This is a genomic window from Kitasatospora sp. NPDC004669, from assembly GCF_040609455.1.
Taxonomy (GTDB): Bacteria; Actinomycetota; Actinomycetes; order Streptomycetales; family Streptomycetaceae; genus Kitasatospora.
In genome coordinates, this window is the sequence record NZ_JBEXKB010000004.1 from 168,493 (window position 1) to 191,787 (window position 23,295).

Sequence of the window (23,295 nt, forward strand, 5' to 3'; positions counted from 1 at the left end):
ACATTGGATCGGTGCGTACGTGCGCCCCGATCCTACCTCCGGGCTCGAGGCCCCTCCCCGGGCCACTACGCTGGGCCCCGTGCCCCGCTTCAGCCTGATCGTCCCCGTGTACCAGGTCCAGGACTACCTCGCCGAGTGCCTCGACTCGGTTCTCGGCCAGGGTGGCCCCGACATCGAACTGATCGCGGTGGACGACCGCTCCCCGGACGGCTGCGGCGCCATGCTGGACGAGGCGGCCGCCACCGACCCCCGGGTGCGGGTGCTGCACCTGCCGGAGAACGTCGGCCTCGGCCGGGCCCGCAACGCCGGCCTGGAGGTCGCCACCGGCGACTACGTGGTCTTCCTCGACAGCGACGACACCCTCACCCCCGGCCTGCTGAAGGCCGTCGACGACCGGCTCGCCGCCACCGGGGACCCGGACATCCTGGTCTACGACTACGCCCGCACCTACGCCGACGGCCGGATCACCCGGGCCGCCTCCGGCCACGTCTTCGGCGCCGCCTCCCCGGACGTCTTCGACCTCGCCGCCCGCCCCGACCTGCTCGACCTGCTCCAGGTCGTCTGGAACAAGGCCTACCGCCGCGCCTTCATCGCCGAGCAGCGGCTGGTCTTCCCGGCCGGCTACTACGAGGACACCCCCTGGACGTACCCGGCGCTGCTCGCCGCCGCCAGCATCACCCTGCTCGACCGGGTCGGCGTGCACTACCGCCAGCGCCAGGAGGGCGGCAACATCCTGGCCACCGCCAGCCGCAAGCACTTCGACGTGTTCGCCCAGTACGACCTGGTCTTCGCCTTCCTCGACCGCCGCCCCGACCTGGACCACTGGCGCCCGGTCGTCTACGGCAAGATGCTGCACCACCTCAACACCGTGGTCGCCAAGCCCGGCCGGGTCCCGGCCGGCGACCGCCGCGAGTACTTCCGCCGCGCCGCCGCGCACTGCGCCCGGCTGCGCCCGGCCGGCTACCGCCCGCCGGCCGGCGTGGAGGGCATGCGCACCGAACTGCTCAGCCACGGCCGCTACGGCGCCTACCAGGCCGTCCGCGCCCTCGCCAAGGCCCGCCGACTCGTCAAGCGCTAGGACTGTGCCTGACGGCCGTTCGGGGGACGGGCCGGTATAACCGGTCGGGTGGAATTCCTGACCCGCCTTCCGGTCATCGGCCCCCTGCTGACCCGGGTGCTGCGCAGCCGCCCGTACCGGGTGTACGAGTACTTCGCCGCCGCCCGAGGCAACCGGTTGGCCGGGGCCGTCACCTTCTTCGGCTTCCTCGCCCTCTTCCCGCTGCTCACGGTGGGCCTGGCGATCGCCGTCGCGACGCTCGACGACAGCCAGGTGGACGACCTGCAGAAGCGCATCTCCGACCAGCTGCCCGGCATCTCGGACGCGCTCAACCTGCCGTCCCTGGTGGCCGACGCGGGCACGGTCGGACTGGTCGGCGGTGCGCTGCTGCTGATCTCCGGCCTCGGCTGGGTGGACACCATGCGCACCTCGATCCGGGACCTGTGGCAGCTGCCCGAGGAGAAGGGCAACCCGGTGCTGCGCAAGGCGCGGGACGTCGCGGTGCTGGGCGGCCTCGGCCTGGTGTCGCTGTTCTCGCTGGCCGCCTCCGCCGCCGGGACGACGCTCGCCGGGCGGATCGCCGACGAGATCGGCCTCGGCAACGGCTACCTGCTGACCGGGGTCGGCGTGCTGATCTCCATAGGGTGCGACACCCTGCTCTTCGTGTACCTGTTGGCGCCCTTCCCCGGGATCACCGGCCAGCGCCGCCGGGAGCTGCTGCGCGGCGCGCTGATCGGCGCGGTCGGCTTCGAACTGCTGAAGCTGCTGCTGGCCTCCTACCTCGGCTCGGTCGCCGGGCGGAGCCTGTACGGGGCCTTCGCCACACCGGTGGCGCTGCTGCTGTGGATCAACGTCGTCTGCCGACTGCTGATGTACTGCGTGGCCTGGACGGCGACGGCCGACCCGGAGGCCGCCCGGGAGCGGACCAGGGCGCACGGCCGGGCGCTGCTGGCGGCGGCGGACGAGATGGAAGCGGCCCGACCTCCCGCGTGAGGCTGGGCCGGGGTAGGGCGTCCTCGGCCGTTCGAGGGCTAGACCGTTCGGCGCCGCAGCACCGTCAGGGCCCACGCGCCCACCACGGCCCCGACCGCGACGACCGCGAGCCAGCCGCCGACGCCGATCCAGTCGGTCCCGTCACCCGATGCGGCCGATGCAGCCGATGCGGCCGATGCCGCCGGGGTGGACGGCGACAGGTGCGGCGGCGGCTCGGGCAGTCCGGAGGCCTCGCCCGCCGGGGCGGTCGGCTCGGCGTCGCCGGCCGGCAGGTCGTCCGCCAGCCGGCCCACCGGCTGGACCTTGCCGGCCGCCGAGAAGCCCCAGTCCAGCAGTTCGGCCGTCTCGTCGTAGACCTTCTGGTACGACGCGGGGTGCATCACCGTCACCAGCAGCGTGCGGCCGTTCCGCTCGGCGGCGCCCACGAAGGTCGAGCCGGCGTTGGTGGTGGTGCCGTTCTTCACGCCGATCAGACCGGGGTACTTGCCCAGCAGCCGGTCGGTGTTGGCGATCCCGAAGCTGCCGCGCTGGCCGGTGTTGCGGTCCACCGCGCCCGGGAACATCGCGGACCGGGTCGCGCAGTACGTCCGGAAGTCGGGGTTGCGCAGCCCGGCCCGGGCGAACAGCGTCAGGTCGTAGGCCGAGGAGAGCTGGCCGTCCATGTCGTAGCCGTCCGGGGAGATCACCGTGGTGTCCCGCGCCTGGAGGGCGTCCGCGCGCGCCTGCATCTCGGCGACGGTCCGCTGGACGCCGCCGTTCATGTGCGCGAGGACGTGCACGGCGTCGTTGCCCGAACTGAGGAACACCCCGCGCCACAGGTCCTCGACGCGGTACTCGAGGTTCTCCTTGATCCCCACCAGGCTGCTGCCGGGCCCGATCCCCTGGATCTCCTCGTCCGCGACCTTGTGCACCGCGTTGCGGTCGAACTTGGGCAGCACGGTGTCGGCGAAGAGGATCTTCAGGGTGCTGGCCGGCGGCAGCCGCAGATGGGGGTTGTACGCCGCCAGCACGTCCCCGGTGGCGGCGTCGGAGACTATCCAGGACTGGCCGGTCAGATCCCCCGGGAGCGCCGGCGCGCCGGCCGACGGCGAGACCTGGACCCCGGACTGGCCGAGCCGGCCGCCCCCGACCACGGCCGACGGGGCCGGCTCGGACGGGGCCGCGACCGCCCCCGGGGCGGCGAGCAGCGCGGGGAGGACGGCGGTGGCGGCGACGAGCCGGTGCGCGAGCTTTCGAAGGCGTGCAGTCACCCGCAGACCGTACCCACCCGGCGCCGCCGCCGTTCGCCACGCCGCAACGCTCCTCCCTGCGAGGGGCCCGCCGTACGCCGATCGGCGGCCCGCGCATACTGGGGGTGCTGCACACCGCCTCCCCCACCGCCGCCGAGGACCCCGCATGAAGCTCAGCCGCCGCACCTCCTGGTTCCTGACCGCCTTCGGCGTCTGGTCGGTGATCATCTGGACGACCTTCGTCAAGAACCTGTGGAAGGACTCCGGAGGCCAGGCCTTCGTCAACGGCGACCACTCCCAGCCCACCGCCTTCTTCTGGATCCACCTCCTGCTCGCCGTCACCTCCTTCTGCCTCGGCATCGCCGTCGGCGCCATCGGCGTGCGCGGCCTGCGCGCCACCCGCCGCACCCCGGCCACCGACTGAGAAATCCCCGTTGCCACTGTCGGTGCGCACTGGCAAGATCCTCACCGCTCGATCACGAAATCGTTCCAGGGTGGGGAAACTTGATGAAGCACACGCATGCCCGGCGGCTGGGGGCGGGCGCGGTGTTCGCCGTGGCCGCGGGCCTGGTCGCCGCACCGTCGTCGGCGGCGGCCGACACCGCGCCGGCCGTCCTCGGCACCAGCCAGGGCGTCGGCTACAACACCGCCGCCTGCGACTCGACCGCCGATCCGACCTGGCTCGGACGGTCCGTCGACGGACCGGCGCTCAACGCGAAGGTCACCGGCAGCGGGGTCCGGTTCAGCGTCTGGGACGTGACCACGGGCGCGGAGGACCCGGTGTTCACCGGCGACGCCCAGACCTACGGCCAGCCGAGCGCCGGCCTCCACGTCCCCGGCCTGGTGGACGGGCACAGCTACGCCTGGCACGCCTGGGCGCTGCAGGGCACGCAGCTCTCCGCGCCGTCGGCGGACTGCCACTTCACGGTGGACACCACGTCCCCGACCGTCACGGTCTCCTCGCCCGACTTCCCGGCCAGCGGCTCCGGTGGCACCGCGACCAAGTACGCGGGGCAGAAGGGGACCTTCGTCCTCAAGACCGCCGACCCCGCCCCGGCCGGCGGGGAGGCCTCCGGGGTCGCCTGCGTCCGGTACGGATTCGACTACCTCGGGGTGGGCGGCTGCAGCTCGCCGGATGCCGTCACGCCGGAGGGCGACGGTACGGTGACGCTCGATCTCAAGGTTTTGAACTGGGGCACCAACAACCTCAACATCCAGGTGATCGACAACGCGGGCAACGTCGGCGGGGCGTCCTACAGCTTCTACGCCCCCTCGAACCCGAACCCGCCGAAGACCCTCGGCGACGTCGACGGGGACGGCGTCGCGGACATCCTGCTGCCGGACGCCCAGGGCAACCTGCAGTACATCAGCGTCAACGCGTCCGACACCACGCCCAATTCGGTGATCGCGGGCGCCCATGCGCCCCACGACGGCAGTTGGGCGCCGTTCCAGGTGGCTCACCGGGGCTGGTCGAACCAGCACGCGCCGTCCTCGGACGACCTCTTCATCCACAAGCCGGGCGACGGCTGGCTCTACCAGTACCGGAACCTCGACTACGGCTCGTTCACCCAGGGTTGGACGGGCGCCCAGCGCTCGACCCGCTGTGTGAACGACACCGGGGCTTCCGCGGCGTGCCCCGCCGACTACGCCTCCGACTGGTCGAAGGTGGACCAGCTTGTCGCGCTGGGCCCGGTGACCGGTGGCTTCACCCCGTCGCTGGTGACCCTCGAAGGCGGCAACCTCTGGCTGCACGCCGGCGGCGACTTCAGCTTCGGCTTCCAGAAGGTCCGCAAGCTCACCACCTCCGGCGCCTGGAACGGCTACGACCTGATCGCCCCCGGGGCGGACAAGGACGGCAACCTCGCCCTCTGGGCCCGTGACCGGGCCACCGGCGAGCTGCATGCCTACCCCATCCCGAAGAAGGCCGACGGCACCTTCGACTTCTCCGCCCTCGCCGACCCGAAGGCGGACGTGGTCGCGAGCGGCTTCACCGTGGCCGCCTACCCGACGCTCGGCAGCTCGGGCGACGCGGACGGCGACGGCAAGCCGGACCTGTGGGCCGTCACGGCCGACCGGCACCTGGTGATGTACAGCGGCTGGACCGACGCCAACGACCTCGGCGCGCTGAACTGACGGAAAGCGAAGGCCCCCGTCCGATCCTTCGATCGGGCGGGGGCCTTCGGCGTGTGTCAGGCAGGGATCAGAAGCGGCGGGTGACCAGCGCCCGCTTCACTTCCTGGATCGCCTTGGTGACCTCGATGCCACGCGGGCAGGCCTCGGAGCAGTTGAAGGTGGTGCGGCAACGCCACACGCCCTCACGGTCGTTGAGGATCTCCAGGCGCTGCTCGGCACCCTCGTCGCGCGAGTCGAAGATGAAGCGGTGCGCGTTGACGATGGCGGCCGGGCCGAAGTACTGGCCGTCGTTCCAGAACACCGGGCAGGACGACGTGCACGCGGCGCACAGGATGCACTTGGTGGTGTCGTCGAAGCGCTCGCGCTCCTCGGCGGACTGCAGGCGCTCGCGGGTCGGGTCGTTCCCCTTGGTGATGAGGAACGGCATGACGTCCTTGTACGCCTGGAAGAACGGGTCCATGTCCACGACCAGGTCCTTGAGGACCGTCAGGCCCTTGATGGCCTCGATCGTGATCGGCTTCTCCGGGTTGACGTCCTTGATCAGGGTCTTGCACGCCAGCCGGTTGCGGCCGTTGATCCGCATGGCGTCGGAGCCGCAGATGCCGTGCGCGCAGGAACGGCGGTAGGTGAGGGTGCCGTCCTGCTCCCACTTGATCTTGTTGAGCGCGTCCAGGACGCGCTCCTTCGGGTCCATCGTCAGCTGGTAGTCGACCCACACCGGGTCCGGGTGCTCCTCCGGGTTGAACCGGCGGATCCGGAAGGTGACGGTGATCAGCTGGGTGCCACCGGCCTCGACCGCGTCCAGAGCGGCCGAGTGCTCCACAGTCGGAGTGCTCATCAGTACTTACGCTCCATCGGCTGGTAGCGGGTCTGAACGACCGGCTTGTAGTCGAGGCGGATGGAGGTGCTGCCGTCGGCGGCGACCTCCTGGTACGCCATGGTGTGCTGCATGAACTTCACGTCGTCACGGGTCGGGAAGTCCTCGCGGTAGTGACCGCCGCGGGACTCCTCGCGGGCCAGCGCGGAGACGGCCAGCACCTCGGCCAGGTCGAGCAGGTTGCCCAGCTCGATGGCCTCCAGCAGGTCCGTGTTGTAACGGAAGCCCTTGTCCTGGATGGAGATGTTCTTGTAGCGCTCCTTCAGCGCGGCGATGTCCTCGACCGCCTGCTTCAGGGTGGCGCCGGTGCGGTACACCATCGCGTTGGCGTCCATGGTCTCCTGCAGGGCCGTGCGGATCTGCCCCACGGACTCGGTGCCGGTCGACTCGCGCAGCTTGTCGACCATGCCCTGGACCAGCTCTTCCGGGTTCTCCGGCAGCGGGACGAACTCGTTCGCGTTGGCGTAGTCGGCGGCGGCGATGCCCGCGCGACGGCCGAACACGTTGATGTCCAGCAGCGAGTTGGTGCCCAGGCGGTTGGCGCCGTGGACGGACACGCAGGCGACCTCGCCGGCCGCGTACAGGCCCGGGACGACGTCCGTGTTGTTGCGCAGGACCTCACCCTCGACGTTGGTCGGGATGCCGCCCATGGCGTAGTGCGCGGTGGGCTGGATCGGGATCGGGTCCGTGTAGGGCTCGATGCCGAGGTAGGTGCGCGCGAACTCGGTGATGTCCGGGAGCTTGGCGTCCAGCTGCTCCGGCGGCAGGTGGGTCAGGTCCAGGTAGACGTGGTCGCCGTCCGGACCGCAGCCGCGGCCCTCGCGGATCTCGGTGTAGATCGCGCGGGAGCAGACGTCACGGGACGCGAGGTCCTTCATGACCGGGGCGTAGCGCTCCATGAAGCGCTCGCCGTCCTTGTTGCGCAGGATGCCGCCCTCACCGCGGGCGCCCTCGGTGAGCAGGATGCCCATGCGCCAGATGCCGGTCGGGTGGAACTGGAAGAACTCCATGTCCTCCAGCGGCAGGCCGCGGCGGTAGGCCACCGCCTGGCCGTCACCGGTGAGGGTGTGGGCGTTCGAGGAGACCTTGAACATCTTGCCGGTGCCGCCGGAGGCGAACACGACCGACTTGGCCTGGAAGACGTGGATCTCGCCGGTGGCCAGCTCGTAGGCGACGACGCCGGCGGTCTTGCCCTCGTTGATCAGCAGGTCGAGGACGTAGTACTCGTTGAAGAACTCGACACCGTGCTTGACGCAGTTCTGGAACAGCGTCTGGAGGATCATGTGGCCGGTGCGGTCGGCCGCGTAGCACGAGCGGCGGACCGGGGCCTCGCCGTGGTTGCGGGAGTGACCGCCGAAGCGGCGCTGGTCGATCCGGCCCTGCTCGGTGCGGGAGAAGGGCAGACCCATCTTCTCCAGGTCGAGGACGGCGTCGATGGCCTCCTTGCACATGATCTCGGCGGCGTCCTGGTCGACCAGGTAGTCACCACCCTTGACCGTGTCGAAGGTGTGCCACTCCCAGTTGTCCTCCTCGACGTTGGCGAGGGCGGCGCACATGCCGCCCTGGGCCGCGCCGGTGTGGGACCGGGTCGGGTAGAGCTTGGTCAGGACCGCGGTGCGGCTGCGCTGCGTCGACTCGATGGCCGCGCGCATGCCGGCGCCGCCGGCGCCGACGATGACGGTGTCGTACTGGTGAATCTGCATGGGGGGTTAACTCGCCTCTGGCCTCTGCCGATGGTCGATGGTGCTCGCGGCTCAGATGTTGGGGTCGAAGGTGAAGATCACCAGGGTGCCGAGCAGCACGGTGAAGACCGTGGCGGTACCCATGAGCCCCTTGAGCCAGAGCCGGGTCGAGTCCTTCTCGGCGTAGTCGTTGATGACCTGACGCATGCCGTTGGCGCCGTGCAGCATGGCGAGCCAGAGCATCAGGAGGTCCCAGCCCTGCCAGAACGGCGAGGCCCAGCGGCCGGCGACGAAGGCGAACCCGATCTTGGAGACGCCGCCGTCGAGCAGCAGCATGATGATCAGGTGGCCGAGGATCAGGGCGACCAGGACGACACCGGACAGGCGCATGAAGAGCCAGGCCAGCATCTCGAAGTTGGTGCGGGTGCGGCGCGGGGTCTTCGTGGTCCGCTTGCGGGGCGGCTCGATGACGAAGGCTTCGGCCGGGTTGCCGGTGCCGAGACCCTTGCCGGTGTGCGCCTGCTTCGAGGGGACGACGACGGCGTCGGAGATTTCCGTGGACATGTCTCAGCTCACTTCCCGAACCAGGAGATCAGCGTGTGCTGCAGGATCCCGTAGAACGAGCCGGCCATCAGGACGACCCAGACTCCGACCACGGTCCAGAGCATCTGCTTCTGGTACTTCGGGCCCTTGGACCAGAAGTCCACGGCGACGACGCGCAGGCCGTTGAGCGCGTGGAACAGGATGGCGGCCACCAGGCCGTACTCCATCAGGTTCACAAGGGGAGTCTTGTACGTCTGGATGACGGTGTCGTAGGACTCCGGCGACACTCGCACCAGGGCGGTGTCCAGGACGTGGGCGAACAGGAAGAAGAAGATGAGGACGCCGGTGACTCGATGAGCCACCCAGCTCCACATGCCTTCCCGGCCGCGGTACAGCGTTCCAGCCGGCACGGAAAAACCCTCCGGAAGCGATTGGGGGCTCGGCCGGCTTCGGTGTCGGTCAGCCCGGCCGGGTCGGTCCACCGGCCGCCAGCATCCTATCGACGCCTTGTCGGGAACCGCCTCCGGGGCCCCCATGTGTGATCAATCAGGCACTTCTGGCCTAGTAGCGAGGGAACCGGCCCCGCTTTGGTGACGCTGGGTGACCGTCGGGCTGCGCTACGGTGGCACCCCCCCCGCCCGCCGACACCCTGCCGAGGCGTCCGTGTCATTTCGCCCCACCCGTCCGGTGACCCTGATGACGCCCGGTCACGGCGACACCGGGGCGGGAGGCCGCGGACGTTCCGGTCTGTCAGCCGGATTCACCCTCACGAATGAATCGGGTACGGCCGTGCCGGACGAACGGATCGTCCGGCAGCGGGTGGCCGAGCTGCGCGTCGCGCAGGCGAAGGGGAGGTGGCCGGGGCCGGACGGGCCCTACCGGGCCCCGGCCTCCGAGTGGGTGGCGACCAGGTGCTCCAGTCGGGTGAGGGCGATCCGCCGGAGCTCGTCCGCCGAGATCAGCCGCTCCTCGTCCGGGTCGTTGGCCAGCCGGGTGCGGATCGAGGAGAGCACGGTGTCGAGCATCTCCTCCGGGGCGACGCCTTCCAGGCAGACCACGAACACGTGGCCGAACCGGGCCTCGTACGCGGCGTGCGCCGCCCGCAGCGCGGTGTGCGCGGCCTGGCTGCCGGGGGCCCGCATACCGAGCAGCGGCTGCGGCATCCAGCTCTCGTCGGCCAGTGCCTCGGCCAGGTCGGCCGGACGCAGGTCGTAGGAGGCCTCGCTGGCGGCGGCCAGCAGGGACTCTATGTCGGGGTAGGGCCGGTGCGCGGTGAGCCTGAGCGCCCAGCGGTGGCTGCCGCAGCAGGCCAGCAGGGCCTCCTCGGCGGCGCCGGCGTCGGCCTCGTTGAAGCGGTGCAGCCCGAGGAGGGTCGGCTCGGTGCTGGCGTCGAGCCGCTGTGGCGGGATGTCGCTGGCCAGCGGGTCCTCCTCGTGAGGGCGGGAAGGTGCCGGTGGAGTGGGGTGGTGAAGCAGGTGAAGTATGGAGGCTGCGGGGGGCGCACGGCGCCGGTCGGGCAGCGACTCAACGGTAGTTGAGCCGTCATCAGTTGGGGAGGGCGCGCGCGGAATTCATCCGGACGAGCTATCAAGTTGTGACGTTGACACCTTCGCGTCATCGCCCTCCCCGCCGTCGTCTGCCGGTTCACCGCCGTGGGCTCAGGAGCAGCGGGTCCCCTCGGCCGGCATGGTCCCCTCGGTCAGGTAGGCCTCCAGAGCCCGGTCGATGCAGGTGTTCCCCTTGCCGAAGGCGCCGTGGCCCTCGCCCACCCGGGTGAGCAGGGTGGCCTTGGCGAAGCCCTTGGCCAGTGACTCGGCCGCGGCGTACGGGGTGGCCGGGTCGCTGGTGGTGCCGATCACCAGGATCGGCGCGGCGCCCTCGGCCCGGATGGTGTGCGGCTTCTCGGGGGACTGGTACGGCCAGCCCTCGCAGGCCGCGTCGGTGAAGTCCTCGGCGGTGACGCCCTTGGTCAGCAGCGGGGCCTTCTCCTGGAGCTCCTTGACCGCGGCCTGGGCGCGTTCGGGCGAGGGCGCCGGGGCGGAGCCGTCGGCGCAGCTGATCGCGGTGTGGGCGGACTCCATCGGGGAGTAGTGGCCGTTCTCGTCCCGCTCCAGGTAGCTGTCCGAGAAGGCGAGCAGGATGTCGCCTTGCTTCATGGTCATCGCCATGCCGAGGCCCACCCGCAGGTACTTCCAGTCCTGGGTCTGGTCGCCGTAGAGGGCCGCGGTGACGCCGTTCCAGGCCAGGTCGCGGCCGACCTTGCGGCCGTCCTTGGTGGGCAGCGGGTTGTCGATCAGGCCGTCCAGGAAGTCGGCGGCCTTCTTGGCGGCCTGGCCCTTGTCGGTGCCGAGCGGGCACTCGTCGGCGTGGTTCTCGACGCAGTCGGCGGCGAAGTGCTCGAAGGAGGTCTCGAAGCCGATCCGCTGCTTGATCGCGGAGTCCAGGTCGTCGGCGGCCGGGTCGACCGCGCCGTCCAGCACCAGCCGGCCGGTGTTCTGCGGGAACTCCTCGGCGTAGAGCGAGCCCAGGTAGGTGCCGTAGGAGACGCCCAGGTAGTCGAGCTTCTTGTCGCCGACCGCCGCGCGCAGCACGTCCAGGTCGCGGGCGGTGTTGCGGGTGCCGACGAAGGGCAGCAGCTTGCCGGACTTGGCCTTGCAGGCGGCGATGTACTCGGTGTTCTGCTTCTCCTCGGCGGTCCGGCGGGCGGCCGGGTCCAGCGGGGAGTCCACCTGGTTCTGGGCGTCGCGCTGCTTGTCGTCCAGGCAGAGGACGGGCGAGCTGTCGCCGGTGCCGCGCGGGTCGAAGCCGATCACGTCGAAGCGGTCGTGCAGGGCGCCGGCGAAGTCCTTGGCGCCGTACTTGACCATCTCGACGCCGGAGCCGCCGGGGCCGCCCGGGTTGACCATCAGCGAGCCGATCCGCTGGTCCTGCCGGCCGGCGGGGTACTTCACCAGCGCGAGGTCGATCGCGTCGGCGCCGGGGTCGGTGTAGTCGAGCGGGACGTGCAGCTTGCCGCACTTCATCCCGGAGACGTCGGCCTTGGCCTCCTCGGCCTTGGGGTCCGCCGGGCAGTCGGACCAGCTGATCTTCTGACCGTAGAAGGGCTTCAGCGCCGGGTCCGCCTCGCCGCCGGGCTTGGACGCCGGGGCGGCCGACCGGCTCGCGGTGGCGCCGGTGGTGCCGGCGGCCTGGTCCCGGGACGGCTGTGCGGTGTCGTCGCAGGCGGAGGTGAGCAGCAGAGTGCCTGCCGCCAGCGCGGTCAGCAGGACACGTGGGCGGGCGGCCCGGAAGGTCTTCATCGCACGTGTGTACCACCCTGGGGTGGCGTGTTCGATCTTGACCCCTGCCGGTCCGCCCGCCCGTCGTCGGTCAGCCGCGGTGGACCTTGTGGTTGGCGGCCTGCGCCCGGGGGCGGACCACCAGCAGGTCGATGTTCACGTGTGAAGGCCGGGTGACCGTCCACGCCACGGTGTCCGCGATGTCCTCCGAGGTCAGCGGCTCGGCCACGCCCGCGTACACGGCGGCGGCCTTCTCCTCGTCGCCGCGGAAACGGGTGACGGCGAAGCCCTCGGACTTCACCATGCCGGGCGCGATCTCGATCACCCGGATCGGCTCCCCGCACAGCTCCAGCCGCAGCGTCGCCGCGATGGTGTGCGCCGCGTGCTTGGCCGCGACGTACCCGCCGCCGCCCTCGTACGCGGCCAGCGCGGCGGTCGAGGAGAGCACCAGCACCGTGCCGTCGCCGGTGGCACGCAGCGCGGGCAGCAGCGCCTGCGTCATGTGCAGCACACCGAGCACGTTCACCTCGTACATGGCCCGCCAGTCGGCCGGGTCGCCGTGCTCGACCGTCTCGGCGCCGATCGCGCCGCCGGCGTTGTTCACCAGGACGTCCACCCGGCCGACCTCGGCCGCGAAGGCGTCCACCGCGGCCCGGTCGGTGACGTCCAGGGTGACCGCCCTGGCTGAACCGCCCCGGCCGCCGATCTCCTTGGCCAGCGCCTCGATCCGCTCCGTCCGGCGGGCGGTCAGCACCACGTCGAAGCCCTCGGCGGCCAGCCGGCGGGCGGTCGCCGCGCCGATTCCGCTGCTGGCACCGGTGACCACGGCCACCTTCTGCTCGGTCATTGCCACTCCCTGGGGGCTCATCGGTCGTTCAGCCGATCATCTCAACCGCGTCGGCGACCCCGCCGCCCGGTCGCGTTCTACATTTCGAGAACCGACCTGTGCCCCCGCCGATCCCGTGGAGGGACCCATGGCAGCCGAGCCGCGCCGCACCGAGTCCGGCCTCCCGATCGAGCCCCTGTACGGCCCCGACGCGCTGGCCGGCTGGGACCCGGACACCCGGCTGGGCCGACCGGGTGAGTACCCCTACACCAGGGGCGTCTACCCGACGATGTACACCGGCCGGCCGTGGACGATGCGCCAGTACGCGGGCTTCGGCACCGCCGTCGAGTCCAACGCCCGCTACCGGCAGCTGATCGCGGGCGGCGGCACCGGCCTCTCGGTGGCCTTCGACCTGCCCACCCAGATGGGCTACGACTCGGACGCGCCGCTCGCCGCCGGGGAGGTCGGCAAGGTGGGCGTGGCGGTGGACGGCGTCGAGGACATGGCGGTGCTCTTCGACGGCATCCCGCTCGGCGGGGTGTCCACCTCGATGACCATCAACGCGCCGGCCGCCCTGCTCCTGCTGCTCTACCAGCTGGTCGGCGAGGCCCAGGGGGTGGCGCCGTCCGCGCTCACCGGCACGGTCCAGAACGACGTGCTGAAGGAGTACATCGCCCGCGGCACCTACATCTTCCCGCCGCAGCCCTCGCTGCGGCTGGTCGCGGACGTGTTCCGGTACTGCCGGGCCGAGATCCCGCGCTGGAACACCATCTCCATCTCCGGCTACCACATGGCCGAGGCCGGGGCCGACCCGGCGCAGGAGATCGCCTTCACCCTGACCAACGGCATCGCCTACGTCCGGACCGCGCTCGCCGCCGGGATGGCCGTGGACGACTTCGCGCCCCGGCTCTCCTTCTTCTTCGTGGCCCGCACCACGCTGCTGGAGGAGGTGGCCAAGTTCCGGGCCGCGCGCCGGATCTGGGCCAGGATCATGCGCGAGGAGTTCGGCGCGAGGGACCCGCGCTCGCAGATGCTGCGCTTCCACACCCAGACCGCCGGGGTGCAGCTCACCGCCCAGCAGCCCGAGGTGAACCTGGTCCGGGTCTCGGTGCAGGCGCTGGCCGCGGTGCTCGGCGGCACCCAGTCGCTGCACACCAACAGCTTCGACGAGGCGATCGCGCTGCCCACCGAGAAGGCCGCCCGGCTCGCCCTGCGCACCCAGCAGGTGCTCGCCCACGAGACCGATGTGACCGCCACCGTCGACCCCTTCGCCGGCTCCTACGCGGTCGAGTCGCTGACCGACGGCGTGGAGGCCGCCGCGCTGGCCCTGATGGCCCGGGTCGAGGAGCGGGGCGGCGCGGTGGCCGCGATCGAACAGGGCTTCCAGAAGGGCGAGATCGAGCGCACCGCCTACCGCCTCCAGCAGGAGACCGACTCCGGCGAGCGGACCGTGGTCGGCGTCAACCGCTTCCGGCTGGACGAGGAGGAGCCGTACCAGCCGCTGCGGGTGGACCCGGCGATCGAACGGCAGCAGGCCGAGCGGCTGGCCCGGCTTCGGGCCGACCGGTCCCCGACCGCCGTCACCCGGGCGCTGGACGCGCTGCGCCGTACCGCCGAGGGGTCGGACAACGTGCTCTACCCGATGAAGGAGGCGCTGGCCGCCCGGGCCACCGTCGGCGAGGTCTGCGACGCGCTGCGCGGGGTGTGGGGCACGTACGTTCCGGTGGAGCGCTTCTGACATCCGGTGCGCCTGACCGGCGCGTCCGATCGGGGGGTCCGGACCGGCACGCTGAGCCGTCGTCAATGACCGGAGTCCGTCAAGCCGGTGGTGGCCGTGACCACCGGCTCGGGTGATCGTTGCACAGGGCAAGCAACCCGGGGAAGGCGGCTGAAACGAGATGTCATACCCACCTGTCCGGCCGGTATGCGCCCATCCGGGGACTAGTTTTCCGGAAGTCGGGCCAAATCCCCCCAACGGGCCTACTCTTGGGGAGATGAACCGTCCTGAGCCCGCTCAGTCGGGCGCTACCCTCGCCGCCGCACGCCCCGCCGCCGAATTGCGCGGCCGGGTCAGGAGGCTGGAGCCCGAGCTGGTCGCCTTCCGCCGCGATCTGCACCGTCACCCGGAGCTGGGCCGCCAGGAGTTCCGCACCACCGACCTGCTGCGCGACCGGCTGGTGCAGGCGGGCCTGGACCCGCGGGTGCTGCCCGGCGGCACCGGCCTACTGGTGGACATCGTCCCGGCCGGCACCGTCCCGGGCGCCGAGTTCCTGGCCTTCCGCGCGGACATCGACGCGCTGCCGATCGACGACGCCAAGACCGACGTCCCCTACCGCTCGACCGTCCCCGGCCGGGCCCACGCCTGCGGCCACGACGTGCACACCTCGGTGGTGCTCGGCACCGGCCTGGTGCTGGCCGAGGCCGCCCGCGCCGGTGAGCTGCGAGGCCCGGTCCGGCTGGTGTTCCAGCCCGCCGAGGAGGTGATGCCCGGTGGTGCGCTGGACGTCATCAAGGCCGGCGGGATGGACGGCGTCGGCCGGATCTTCGCGGTGCACTGCGACCCGAAGGTGGAGGTCGGCCGGATCGCCCTGCGCACCGGGGCGATCACCTCGGCCTGCGACCGCCTGGTGCTGCACCTGGACGGGCCCGGCGGTCACACCGCGCGCCCGCACCTGACCACCGACCTGGTGACCGCGGTCGCCAGGATGGCTGCGGAGCTCCCGGCCGCGCTGGCCCGCCGGATGGACCCGCGCTGGGGCGTCAGCCTGGTCTGGGGCCGGATCGCCTCCGGCTCCGCGCCCAACGTCATCCCGCAGCACGCCGAACTGGAGGGCACCGTCCGCTGCCTGGAGCTGGACGGCTGGCGCGAGGCGCCGGACCTGCTGCACGAGCTGATCGCCAAGCTGGCCGAGACCTACCGGGCCAAGTGGACGCTGGACTACCACCGCGGGGTGCCGCCGGTGGTCAACGAGGCGGTCTCGGTCGCCCGGCTGGACGCCGCGATGACCGCCCGCTTCGGTCACGGGGGCGAGGGTCACGAGCCCGTCGACGGACTGAGCGGCGCCCAGGTGGTGGAGAGCACCGAACAGAGCCTCGGCGGCGAGGACTTCTCCTGGTACCTGGAGCACGCCCCGGGCGCGCTGGCCCGGCTCGGCGTCCGCGCCCCCGGTGACACCACGGTCCGCGACCTGCACCAGGGCCGCTTCGACGTGGACGAGCGGGCGATCGGCGTCGGGGTGGAGCTGTTCGCGGCGCTGGCCCTGGAGGAGGACCGGGACTGACCGTTCACCGGCGAGTTGTGGTCGGTGCGTGATCGCGTTGTCGAGACCCGGAGTTCCGATTGGGTTCCGTAAACTGGGTCGGACCAATCTCGGATCGCCGTCCGTGCACGGGAATGGAGCCTTCGGAAGGCCTTCAGACCACGGTTTGATAACAACCCGAATGCTCCGGCACCCCGTAATACAACCGTGTTCTACGCGCGTTACGGTGGCGTCCGACCACGCTAAACGGGTGCGTGTGAGAAGGAGATACTCCCTTGCGCCGTTCAATGAAGCTCGCCGCGGTTGTGCTCTCGGGTTCCCTGGGCATGGCCTCGCTCGCCGCTTGCGGCGCAAAGAGCACTGACACCAACGCCTCCTCCGGTTCGTCCGACGGTCTCAAGGTCGGTATGGCCTACGACATCGGCGGCCGTGGCGACCAGTCCTTCAACGACTCCGCCGCGCGCGGTCTCGACAAGGCCAAGTCCGACCTGGGCGTCTCCGTCACCGAGGCCGAGGCCAAGACCGGTGAGGCCGAGGCCGACAAGGAGACCCGCCTCAAGAACCTGATCGACGGTGGCTACAAGACCATCATCGCCGTCGGTTTCGTCTACCAGCAGGCGGTCGACAAGGTCGCGAAGGACAACCCGAACGTCAAGTTCGCGATCATCGACTCGAACGACAAGGACCAGCCGTCCAACGTCACGTCGCTGGTCTTCGCCGAGCAGGAGGGTTCGTACCTCGCCGGTGTCGCCGCCGCGAACAAGTCGAAGGCCCACCACATCGGCTTCATCGGCGGTGTGCAGTCCGAGCTGATCAAGAAGTTCGAGGCCGGCTACAAGGCGGGTGCCAAGTCCGTCGACCCGAACATCCAGATCGAGACCACCTACCTGACCACGCCCCCGGACTTCACCGGCTTCAACTCGCCCGACAAGGGCAAGGAGGCCGCGCAGGGCCAGCTCGACAAGGGCGCGGACGTCGTCTACTCCGCCGCCGGCTCCTCCGGCAACGGTGCCATCGAGGCCGTCGCCAACGCGGGCAAGCTCGCCATCGGTGTCGACTCCGACCAGGCCAGCCAGCCGGCCCTGGCGAAGTTCAAGAACAGCATCATGACCTCGATGGTCAAGAACGTCGACACGGCGGTCTACTCGTACATCGACTCGGTCAAGAAGGGCTCGCCGTTCACCGGCGTCAAGCTGTTCGACCTGAAGGCCAACGGTGTCTCGCTCGCCACCACCGGCGGCAAGATCGACGACATCCAGGACAAGCTGAAGGCCGCCACGGACGCCATCACCAGCGGCGCCACCACCATCCCGACCACGCCGGCCCAGTAAGGCCCGCGCGTCTCGGACGCGTCATGCGCCTGCCGCCTGCCCGGTGGCGCGATGATCGACACAGTTACGGGAGGGGCCCGGCAGGGTGCGCTCAACGCGTACCCCCGGGCCCCGTTCCGTCTTCACGTTTCCCCCCCTTGGCCCTCCCCGCGCAATGACGCGCCTCCAGACCACCAGGAGATCGCCATCACCGGATCCGACCCCGTCCCCCTGCGCAAGGACGGCACCCCCAGCGCGGGGACGGCGACACCGGCCGTCGAACTGCGCGGCATCACCAAGCGCTTCCCCGGTGTCGTGGCCAACCACGACATCAACCTCACCGTCCGCACCGGCACCGTGCACGCCCTGATGGGCGAGAACGGCGCCGGCAAGTCGACGCTGATGAAGATCCTCTACGGCATGCAGAAGCCGGACGAGGGCACCATCGCGATCAACGGTGAGCTGTGCGAGTTCCACACCCCGGGCGACGCCATCGCCCGCGGCATCGGCATGGTGCACCAGCACTTCATGCTCGCCGACAACCTCACGGTGCTGGAGAACGTCGTCCTCGGCGGCGAGCAGCTCCACGGCATCGGTGCCAAGGCGAAGGCGAAGATCAAGGAGATCTCCGACCAGTACGGCCTGGGCGTGCGCCCGGACGCCCTGGTCGAGGACCTCGGCGTCGCCGACCGCCAGCGCGTCGAGATCCTCAAGGTGCTGTACCGCGGCGCCAAGATCCTGATCCTCGACGAGCCCACGGCCGTGCTGGTCCCGCAGGAGGTCGACGCGCTGTTCGACAACCTGCGCGACCTCAAGTCCGAGGGCGTCACCGTCATCTTCATCTCGCACAAGCTGCACGAGGTGCTCGCGGTGGCCGACGCGATCAGCGTCATCCGGCGCGGCACCACGGTCGGCGACGCCGACCCGAAGGCCGTCACGGCCCGGCAGCTCGCCGAGCTGATGGTCGGCGCCGAGCTGCCCTCCCCCGAGAGCCGCGAGTCGACCGTCACCACGACCGAGATGCTCAAGGTCGAGGACCTGCGGATCGCCAAGACCGACGCCGAGGGCATCGAGCGCGTCGTCCTGGACGACATCTCGCTGCGCATCCACAAGGGCGAGATCCTCGGCATCGCCGGTGTCGAGGGCAACGGCCAGGCCGAACTGGTCGAGGCCATCATGGGCATGCTGCCGCTGGACGGCGGCACCGTCACCCTGGACGGCAAGGACCTCTCCGGCACCCTCACCCGGGCCCGCCGCGAGGCCGGCATCGGCTACATCCCCGAGGACCGCCACAAGCACGGCCTGCTGCTGGAGGCCCCGCTCTGGGAGAACCGCATCCTCGGCCACGTCACCGAGGAGCCCAACTCCAGCGGCCTCCTGCTCAAGCCCACCGCCGCCCGCGAGGACACCTGGCGGATCGTCGAGCAGTACGACGTCCGCACCCCCGGCATCGAGGTCACCGCGGCCTCGCTCTCCGGCGGCAACCAGCAGAAGCTGATCATCGGCCGCGAGATGAGCCACCAGCCCAAGCTGCTGATCGCCGCCCACCCGACCCGCGGTGTGGACGTCGGCGCGCAGGCGCAGATCTGGGAGCACATCCGGTCCGCGCAGCGGGAGGGCCTCGCCGTCCTGCTGATCTCCGCCGACCTGGACGAGCTGATCGGCCTCTCCGACGCCATCCGGGTCATCTACCGCGGCCGCCTGGTCGCCGACGCCGACCCGGCCACCGTCACCGCCGAGGACCTCGGCACCGCGATGACCGGTGCCGCCGCCGGCCACATCGAGTCCGAGCCGGAGGCCGTCGCCGAGGCGCAGGCCGCCGCGGCCGAGGGCACCGAGGCCGCGGCCGAGCACCCGCACACCGACACCGCCGACGACCAGCAGGCGGGGGAGTAACCCATGACCAGTCCCAACCCCGCCGCCAAGCGCAGCCTGGCGCAGCGGATCAGCGGTGAGCGGATCGTGCTCGCACTGGCGGCGCCGGTGCTCGCGGTCGTGCTGTCCGTCGCGATCTGCTCCGTCCTGCTGGCGACCTCTGGCAAGAACCCGTTCGACGCGTGGAACGTGATGATCACGTACGCCACCAAGTCGGACGGCCAGGTGCTGATCCTCAACCGGGCCACCACCTACTACCTGGCCGCCGCGGCCGCCGCCTTCGGGTTCCGGATGAACCTGTTCAACATCGGCGTCGAGGGCCAGTACAAGGTCGCGGGGCTGTTCGCGGCCTTCGTCGGCGCCCAGGTCGACCTGCCGTCGTTCATCCAGATCCCGCTGCTGCTGATCACCGCCATGCTGGTCGGTGGTCTGTACGCCAGCATCGCCGGTCTGCTGAAGGTCTACCGCGGCGTCAGCGAGGTCATCTCGACCATCATGCTGAACTCGATCGCGGTCGCGATCGTCGGCCTGCTGCTCGCTCCCGGCGTCTTCGCGCCGAAGACCAGCGCCACCAGCAACTCGATCCAGACCGACCCGGTCTCGCAGTCCAGCCACTTCTTCAGCATCCCCACCGCCGGTGGAGACCTCTGGGGCTTCATCTTCATCGCCGCCCTGGTCGGTGTGCTGTTCCAGTTCACCCTGACCCGCACCCGCTTCGGCTTCGACCTGCGCGCCACCGGCCGCTCGGAGTCCGCCGCGACCGCGTCCGGCGTGAACGTCAAGCGCATGGTGATCATCTCGATGGTCGCCTCGGGCGCCATCGCCGGTCTGATCGGCCTGCCCGAGCTGCTGCAGAACTCGTACTCCTACGGCCAGAGCTTCCAGCCCGGCCTCGGCTTCCTGGGCATCTCGATCGCCCTGCTCGGCCGCAACAGCCCGATCGGCATGGCCTTCGCGGCCCTGCTGTTCGCCTTCCTGGACGCCACCGGTTCCCAGCTGCCGCTGCAGGGCGGCTTCCCGTCCGAGATCGTCGCGGTCATGCAGGGCACCATCGTCATCTGCGTCGTCGTCGCGTACGAGCTGGTGCGCCGCTACGGCCTGAAGCGCCAGCAGCAGAAGGTCGGCGCCCAGCTCGCCGCCCAGCTCGCGGCCACTGAGAAGAAGGAGGTGTCGGCATGAGCACGGCTACCGCTGCTCGTCCCAAGGCGCCGGGCGCGCCTGCTAAGAAGCGCAAGCTGTCCTGGCCGGTGGTCCTGCTCCTGATCGCGGGCGCCCTGGTCCTGTTCTCCGCCGTGGGCATGGCCACCGGCAACCACTCGCTGACCTCCTCCGGCCAGGTCACCGCCGCGCTCAGCGCCGCCGTGCCGATCGGCATGGCCGGTCTGGGCGGTCTCTGGTCCGAGCGGGCCGGTGTGGTCAACATCGGCCTCGAAGGCATGATGGTCGCCGGCACCTTCTGCGGTGCCTGGGCCGGTTACCTGGTCAACCCGTGGGTCGGCCTGCTGGCCGGCATGCTCGGCGGTGCGCTCGGCGGTCTGCTGCACGCGGTCATCACCGTCACCTTCGGCGTCGACCACATCGTCTCCGGTGTCGGCATCAACCTGCTGATCCCCGGCATCTGCGCGTACGTCAACCGGATCTACTACAAGGACTACATCTCGGCCGGTGCCGGTGCGAACCAGTCCCCGCCGGCGGATCCGCTGCCGTACATCACCGTTCCGGGGCTGTCCTCGGGCCTGAAGACCATCGAGAGCCACCACTGGTTCCTCGTCTCGGACATCGCCGGCGTGCTCGGCGGTCTGGTCACCAACATCTCGGTGGTCGTGATCCTGGCCGCCGCTCTGATCGTGGTCAGCTACTTCGTGCTCTGGCGCACGGTGTTCGGCCTGCGGCTGCGCTCCTGTGGTGAGAACCCGACCGCGGCCGAGTCGCTGGGCGTCAACGTCTACAAGTACAAGTACATGGCGGTCATCGCCTCCGGCGCCTTCGCGGGCCTCGGCGGTGCGTACCTCTCGCTGGTCGCCGCGCACTTCTACAAGGACGGCCAGACCCTCGGCCGAGGCTTCATCGGCCTCGCGGCGATGATCTTCGGCAACTGGATGCCCGGCGGTCTCGCCATGGGCGCCGGCCTGTTCGGCTTCACCGACAGCCTCCAGCTGCGCGACCCGGAGTCGGTCCACGTGCTGATCCTGATCGTCTCGATCGCGATGGCGCTGCTCGCCCTGTGGCAGCTGTACCGCCGCAAGTACGTCGCGACGGTGATCTCCTTCGTGGTGGCCGGCGGCATGGGTGCCTGGTACGCGCTGACCGATGAGGTCCAGCGTCCGCTGATCGTCGCCACGCCGTACCTGATCACCCTCGTGGTGCTCTCGCTGGCCTCGCAACGACTGCGGATGCCCAAGGCGGACGGTCAGATCTACCGCAAGGGTCAGGGCAAGTGACCGCCCCCGTGATCGACTGGGAGCGGCTGCGCGAGGCGGCGCGCGTGGCGATGGGCCGCGCGTACGCCCCGTACAGCAAGTTTCCGGTCGGCGCGGCGGCGCTGGTCGACGACGGCCGGGTGGTCAGCGGCTGCAACGTGGAGAACGCCTCGTACGGGCTCGGGCTGTGCGCCGAGTGCGGTCTGGTGTCCGCGCTGCACGCCTCCGGCGGCGGCCGGCTGGTCGCCTTCACCTGCGTCGACGGCGCGGGTGAGCTGCTGATGCCGTGCGGGCGCTGCCGCCAGCTGCTGTACGAGCACGGCGGTCCCGAGCTGCTGGTCGACCTGGCCTCGGGCGTGAAGCCGATGAGCGAGGTTCTGCCCGACGCGTTCGGGCCGGAGCGGCTCTAGCATCGGCATTTGTTACGCGCGTAGAGTGTCGCGAGTGGGCCGGAACCCGGTCATCTCGCGGCACTCTTCGCATTTCAGGCTTTTAGAAACCCCACTGGGAGCACGCATGGACGCCATCTCCGTCATCAGGACCAAGCGCGACCGCGGAGAGCTGAGCGACGCTCAGATCGACTGGGTCATCGACGCCTACACCCGTGGCGAGGTCGCCGACGAGCAGATGTCCGCGCTGGCCATGGCGATCCTGCTGAACGGCATGCAGCCGCGCGAGATCAGCCGCTGGACCGACGCCATGATCCGCTCCGGCGTCCGGATGGACTTCTCCTCGCTGCCGCTGCCCACCAGCGACAAGCACTCCACCGGCGGCGTCGGCGACAAGATCACCCTCCCGCTCGCCCCGCTGGTCGCCGCCTGCGGCGCGGCCGTCCCGCAGCTGTCCGGCCGTGGCCTCGGCCACACCGGCGGCACCCTGGACAAGCTGGAGTCCATCCCCGGCTGGCGCGCCCTGCTCTCCAACGACGAGATGATGGACGTGCTGCGCGACGCGGGTGCGGTCATCTGCGCGGCCGGCGACGGCCTCGCGCCCGCCGACAAGAAGCTGTACGCGCTGCGCGACGTCACCGGTACCGTCGAGGCCATCCCGCTGATCGCCTCCTCGATCATGTCCAAGAAGATCGCCGAGGGCACCGGCGCGCTGGTGCTGGACGTCAAGGTCGGCTCCGGGGCCTTCATGAAGACCCTGGACGACGCCCGCGAACTCGCGCGCACCATGGTCGGCCTGGGCACCACCGCCGGGGTCAACACCGTCGCCCTGCTCACCGACATGTCCACCCCGCTCGGCCTCACCGCGGGCAACGCGCTGGAGGTCCGTGAGTCCGTCGAGGTGCTGGCGGGCGGCGGCCCGGCCGACGTCGTGGAGCTGACCCTCGCGCTCGCCCGCGAGATGCTCGCCGCGGCCGGCGTGCACGGCAAGGACCCGGCCGACGCGCTGCGCGACGGCTCCGCGATGGACCACTGGCGCCGCATGATCGCCGCCCAGGGCGGCGACGTCGACGCCCCGCTCCCGGTCGCCCGCGAGCAGCACGTCATCCCCGCGCCCGCCTCCGGTGTGCTCACCGCGCTGGACGCCTACGCCGTCGGCGTGTGTGCCTGGCGTCTGGGCGCCGGCCGCGCCCGCAAGGAGGACCCGGTGCAGGCCGGCGCCGGTGTCGAGATGCACGCCAAGCCCGGTGACACCGTGGTGGCCGGCCAGCCGCTGCTGACCCTCCACACCGACACCCCCGAGCGCTACGACTACGCCATCGAGGCGCTGACGGGCGGCATCGAGGTCTCCCCGGCCGGTACGGCGTTCACCCCGAACCCGATCGTGCTGGACCGCATCGCCTGACGGGCCTGAGGTCTGCTC

21 protein-coding genes are annotated in these 23,295 nt (G+C 70.8%); 13 read left to right on the plus strand and 8 right to left on the minus strand.

What is annotated here, in order from left to right:
• The first annotated feature begins 79 nt into the window (after positions 1-79).
• Positions 80-1,078: a glycosyltransferase family 2 protein gene (locus ABZW30_RS05535; RefSeq protein ID WP_355669717.1), complete on the plus strand. Its 999-nt coding sequence runs from the start codon at positions 80-82 to the stop codon at positions 1,076-1,078.
• 48 nt (positions 1,079-1,126) lie between these two features.
• Positions 1,127-2,050, plus strand: a complete 924-nt coding sequence (locus ABZW30_RS05540) for a YihY/virulence factor BrkB family protein (protein WP_355669718.1) — start codon at positions 1,127-1,129, stop codon at positions 2,048-2,050.
• Positions 2,051-2,088: 38 nt separating this feature from the next.
• Here the strand turns inward: ABZW30_RS05540 and ABZW30_RS05545 are convergent, their stop codons facing one another.
• Positions 2,089-3,300 (minus strand): D-alanyl-D-alanine carboxypeptidase, encoded by a 1,212-nt coding sequence (locus ABZW30_RS05545; RefSeq protein ID WP_355669719.1) that lies wholly within the window; start codon positions 3,298-3,300, stop codon positions 2,089-2,091.
• Between ABZW30_RS05545 and ABZW30_RS05550 the strand changes: the two genes are divergently transcribed.
• From ABZW30_RS05550 to ABZW30_RS05560, 3 genes are all read left to right on the plus strand, one after another.
• Positions 3,291-3,449, plus strand: a complete 159-nt coding sequence (locus tag ABZW30_RS05550; RefSeq protein ID WP_355669720.1) for a hypothetical protein — start codon at positions 3,291-3,293, stop codon at positions 3,447-3,449. The two genes, ABZW30_RS05545 and ABZW30_RS05550, sit on opposite strands and share 10 nt — an antisense overlap.
• Positions 3,446-3,703, plus strand: a complete 258-nt coding sequence (locus ABZW30_RS05555) for a hypothetical protein (protein WP_355669721.1) — start codon at positions 3,446-3,448, stop codon at positions 3,701-3,703. The genes ABZW30_RS05550 and ABZW30_RS05555 overlap by 4 nt, the downstream gene beginning before the upstream one ends.
• An 83-nt stretch (positions 3,704-3,786) precedes the next feature.
• Positions 3,787-5,412: a hypothetical protein gene (locus tag ABZW30_RS05560; protein ID WP_355669722.1), complete on the plus strand. Its 1,626-nt coding sequence runs from the start codon at positions 3,787-3,789 to the stop codon at positions 5,410-5,412.
• A gap of 67 nt (positions 5,413-5,479) precedes the next feature.
• Here ABZW30_RS05560 and ABZW30_RS05565 read toward each other — a convergent pair whose 3' ends face one another.
• From ABZW30_RS05565 to ABZW30_RS05595, 7 genes are all read right to left on the minus strand, one after another.
• Entirely contained in the window at positions 5,480-6,250 is a 771-nt protein-coding gene (locus tag ABZW30_RS05565; RefSeq protein ID WP_355669723.1) for a succinate dehydrogenase iron-sulfur subunit, read from the minus strand.
• On the minus strand, positions 6,250-7,992 hold the full coding sequence (gene sdhA, locus ABZW30_RS05570) for a succinate dehydrogenase flavoprotein subunit (protein ID WP_355669724.1): 1,743 nt from the start codon (positions 7,990-7,992) through the stop codon (positions 6,250-6,252). Before sdhA ends, ABZW30_RS05565 begins: the two co-directional genes overlap by 1 nt.
• Before the next feature lie 51 nt (positions 7,993-8,043).
• A complete protein-coding gene (sdhD, locus tag ABZW30_RS05575; RefSeq protein ID WP_355669725.1) occupies positions 8,044-8,535 on the minus strand; it encodes a succinate dehydrogenase, hydrophobic membrane anchor protein in 492 nt (163 codons plus the stop codon).
• A gap of 8 nt (positions 8,536-8,543) precedes the next feature.
• Positions 8,544-8,924 carry a succinate dehydrogenase, cytochrome b556 subunit gene (gene sdhC / locus ABZW30_RS05580; RefSeq protein ID WP_033332398.1) on the minus strand — a complete coding sequence of 127 codons (381 nt, stop codon included), beginning with the start codon at positions 8,922-8,924 and terminating at the stop codon, positions 8,544-8,546.
• A gap of 465 nt (positions 8,925-9,389) precedes the next feature.
• Positions 9,390-9,875, minus strand: a complete 486-nt coding sequence (locus tag ABZW30_RS05585; RefSeq protein ID WP_355669797.1) for a 2-oxo-4-hydroxy-4-carboxy-5-ureidoimidazoline decarboxylase — start codon at positions 9,873-9,875, stop codon at positions 9,390-9,392.
• A 297-nt stretch (positions 9,876-10,172) separates the two neighbouring features.
• Entirely contained in the window at positions 10,173-11,813 is a 1,641-nt protein-coding gene (locus ABZW30_RS05590; RefSeq protein ID WP_355669726.1) for an alpha/beta hydrolase, read from the minus strand.
• Between the two features lie 70 nt (positions 11,814-11,883).
• Complete coding sequence (locus ABZW30_RS05595; RefSeq protein WP_355669727.1) at positions 11,884-12,639, minus strand: SDR family oxidoreductase; 756 nt, start codon at positions 12,637-12,639, stop codon at positions 11,884-11,886.
• Positions 12,640-12,766: 127 nt separating this feature from the next.
• Here ABZW30_RS05595 and ABZW30_RS05600 point away from each other — a divergent pair, with 127 nt between their 5' ends.
• The 8 genes from ABZW30_RS05600 to ABZW30_RS05635 all read left to right on the plus strand — a co-directional run bounded on the left by ABZW30_RS05600 (position 12,767) and on the right by ABZW30_RS05635 (position 23,277).
• Complete coding sequence (locus tag ABZW30_RS05600) at positions 12,767-14,356, plus strand: methylmalonyl-CoA mutase family protein (RefSeq protein WP_355669728.1); 1,590 nt, start codon at positions 12,767-12,769, stop codon at positions 14,354-14,356.
• Positions 14,357-14,612: 256 nt separating this feature from the next.
• Positions 14,613-15,899 carry an amidohydrolase gene (locus ABZW30_RS05605; RefSeq protein ID WP_355669729.1) on the plus strand — a complete coding sequence of 429 codons (1,287 nt, stop codon included), beginning with the start codon at positions 14,613-14,615 and terminating at the stop codon, positions 15,897-15,899.
• 254 nt (positions 15,900-16,153) lie between these two features.
• Entirely contained in the window at positions 16,154-17,209 is a 1,056-nt protein-coding gene (locus ABZW30_RS05610; RefSeq protein WP_355669730.1) for a BMP family ABC transporter substrate-binding protein, read from the plus strand.
• A 51-nt stretch (positions 17,210-17,260) separates the two neighbouring features.
• A complete protein-coding gene (locus ABZW30_RS05615; RefSeq protein WP_355669731.1) occupies positions 17,261-19,084 on the plus strand; it encodes an ABC transporter ATP-binding protein in 1,824 nt (607 codons plus the stop codon).
• A 3-nt stretch (positions 19,085-19,087) separates the two neighbouring features.
• Positions 19,088-20,242, plus strand: a complete 1,155-nt coding sequence (locus tag ABZW30_RS05620) for an ABC transporter permease (protein ID WP_355669732.1) — start codon at positions 19,088-19,090, stop codon at positions 20,240-20,242.
• Complete coding sequence (locus ABZW30_RS05625; protein WP_355669733.1) at positions 20,239-21,504, plus strand: ABC transporter permease; 1,266 nt, start codon at positions 20,239-20,241, stop codon at positions 21,502-21,504. Before ABZW30_RS05620 ends, ABZW30_RS05625 begins: the two co-directional genes overlap by 4 nt.
• Positions 21,501-21,893 (plus strand): cytidine deaminase, encoded by a 393-nt coding sequence (locus ABZW30_RS05630; protein ID WP_355669734.1) that lies wholly within the window; start codon positions 21,501-21,503, stop codon positions 21,891-21,893. The genes ABZW30_RS05625 and ABZW30_RS05630 overlap by 4 nt, the downstream gene beginning before the upstream one ends.
• A gap of 106 nt (positions 21,894-21,999) precedes the next feature.
• Positions 22,000-23,277 (plus strand): thymidine phosphorylase, encoded by a 1,278-nt coding sequence (locus ABZW30_RS05635; protein ID WP_355669735.1) that lies wholly within the window; start codon positions 22,000-22,002, stop codon positions 23,275-23,277.
• Positions 23,278-23,295 lie beyond the last annotated feature (18 nt).

What these genes read in the sequence shown, in the direction of transcription:
- ABZW30_RS05560 (WP_355669722.1), top strand. Translation starts at nt 3,787, where the DNA reads ATGAAGCACACGCATGCCCGGCGGCTGGGGGCGGGCGCGGTGTTCGCC.
- ABZW30_RS05625 (WP_355669733.1), top strand. Translation starts at nt 20,239, where the DNA reads ATGAGCACGGCTACCGCTGCTCGTCCCAAGGCGCCGGGCGCGCCTGCT.
- sdhA (WP_355669724.1), bottom strand. Translation starts at nt 7,992, where the DNA reads ATGCAGATTCACCAGTACGACACCGTCATCGTCGGCGCCGGCGGCGCC.
- ABZW30_RS05615 (WP_355669731.1), top strand. Translation starts at nt 17,261, where the DNA reads ATGATCGACACAGTTACGGGAGGGGCCCGGCAGGGTGCGCTCAACGCG.
- ABZW30_RS05595 (WP_355669727.1), bottom strand. Translation starts at nt 12,639, where the DNA reads ATGACCGAGCAGAAGGTGGCCGTGGTCACCGGTGCCAGCAGCGGAATC.
- ABZW30_RS05600 (WP_355669728.1), top strand. Translation starts at nt 12,767, where the DNA reads ATGGCAGCCGAGCCGCGCCGCACCGAGTCCGGCCTCCCGATCGAGCCC.
- ABZW30_RS05605 (WP_355669729.1), top strand. Translation starts at nt 14,613, where the DNA reads ATGAACCGTCCTGAGCCCGCTCAGTCGGGCGCTACCCTCGCCGCCGCA.
- ABZW30_RS05565 (WP_355669723.1), bottom strand. Translation starts at nt 6,250, where the DNA reads ATGAGCACTCCGACTGTGGAGCACTCGGCCGCTCTGGACGCGGTCGAG.
- ABZW30_RS05635 (WP_355669735.1), top strand. Translation starts at nt 22,000, where the DNA reads ATGGACGCCATCTCCGTCATCAGGACCAAGCGCGACCGCGGAGAGCTG.
- sdhD (WP_355669725.1), bottom strand. Translation starts at nt 8,535, where the DNA reads ATGTCCACGGAAATCTCCGACGCCGTCGTCGTCCCCTCGAAGCAGGCG.
- ABZW30_RS05620 (WP_355669732.1), top strand. Translation starts at nt 19,088, where the DNA reads ATGACCAGTCCCAACCCCGCCGCCAAGCGCAGCCTGGCGCAGCGGATC.
- ABZW30_RS05555 (WP_355669721.1), top strand. Translation starts at nt 3,446, where the DNA reads ATGAAGCTCAGCCGCCGCACCTCCTGGTTCCTGACCGCCTTCGGCGTC.
- ABZW30_RS05590 (WP_355669726.1), bottom strand. Translation starts at nt 11,813, where the DNA reads ATGAAGACCTTCCGGGCCGCCCGCCCACGTGTCCTGCTGACCGCGCTG.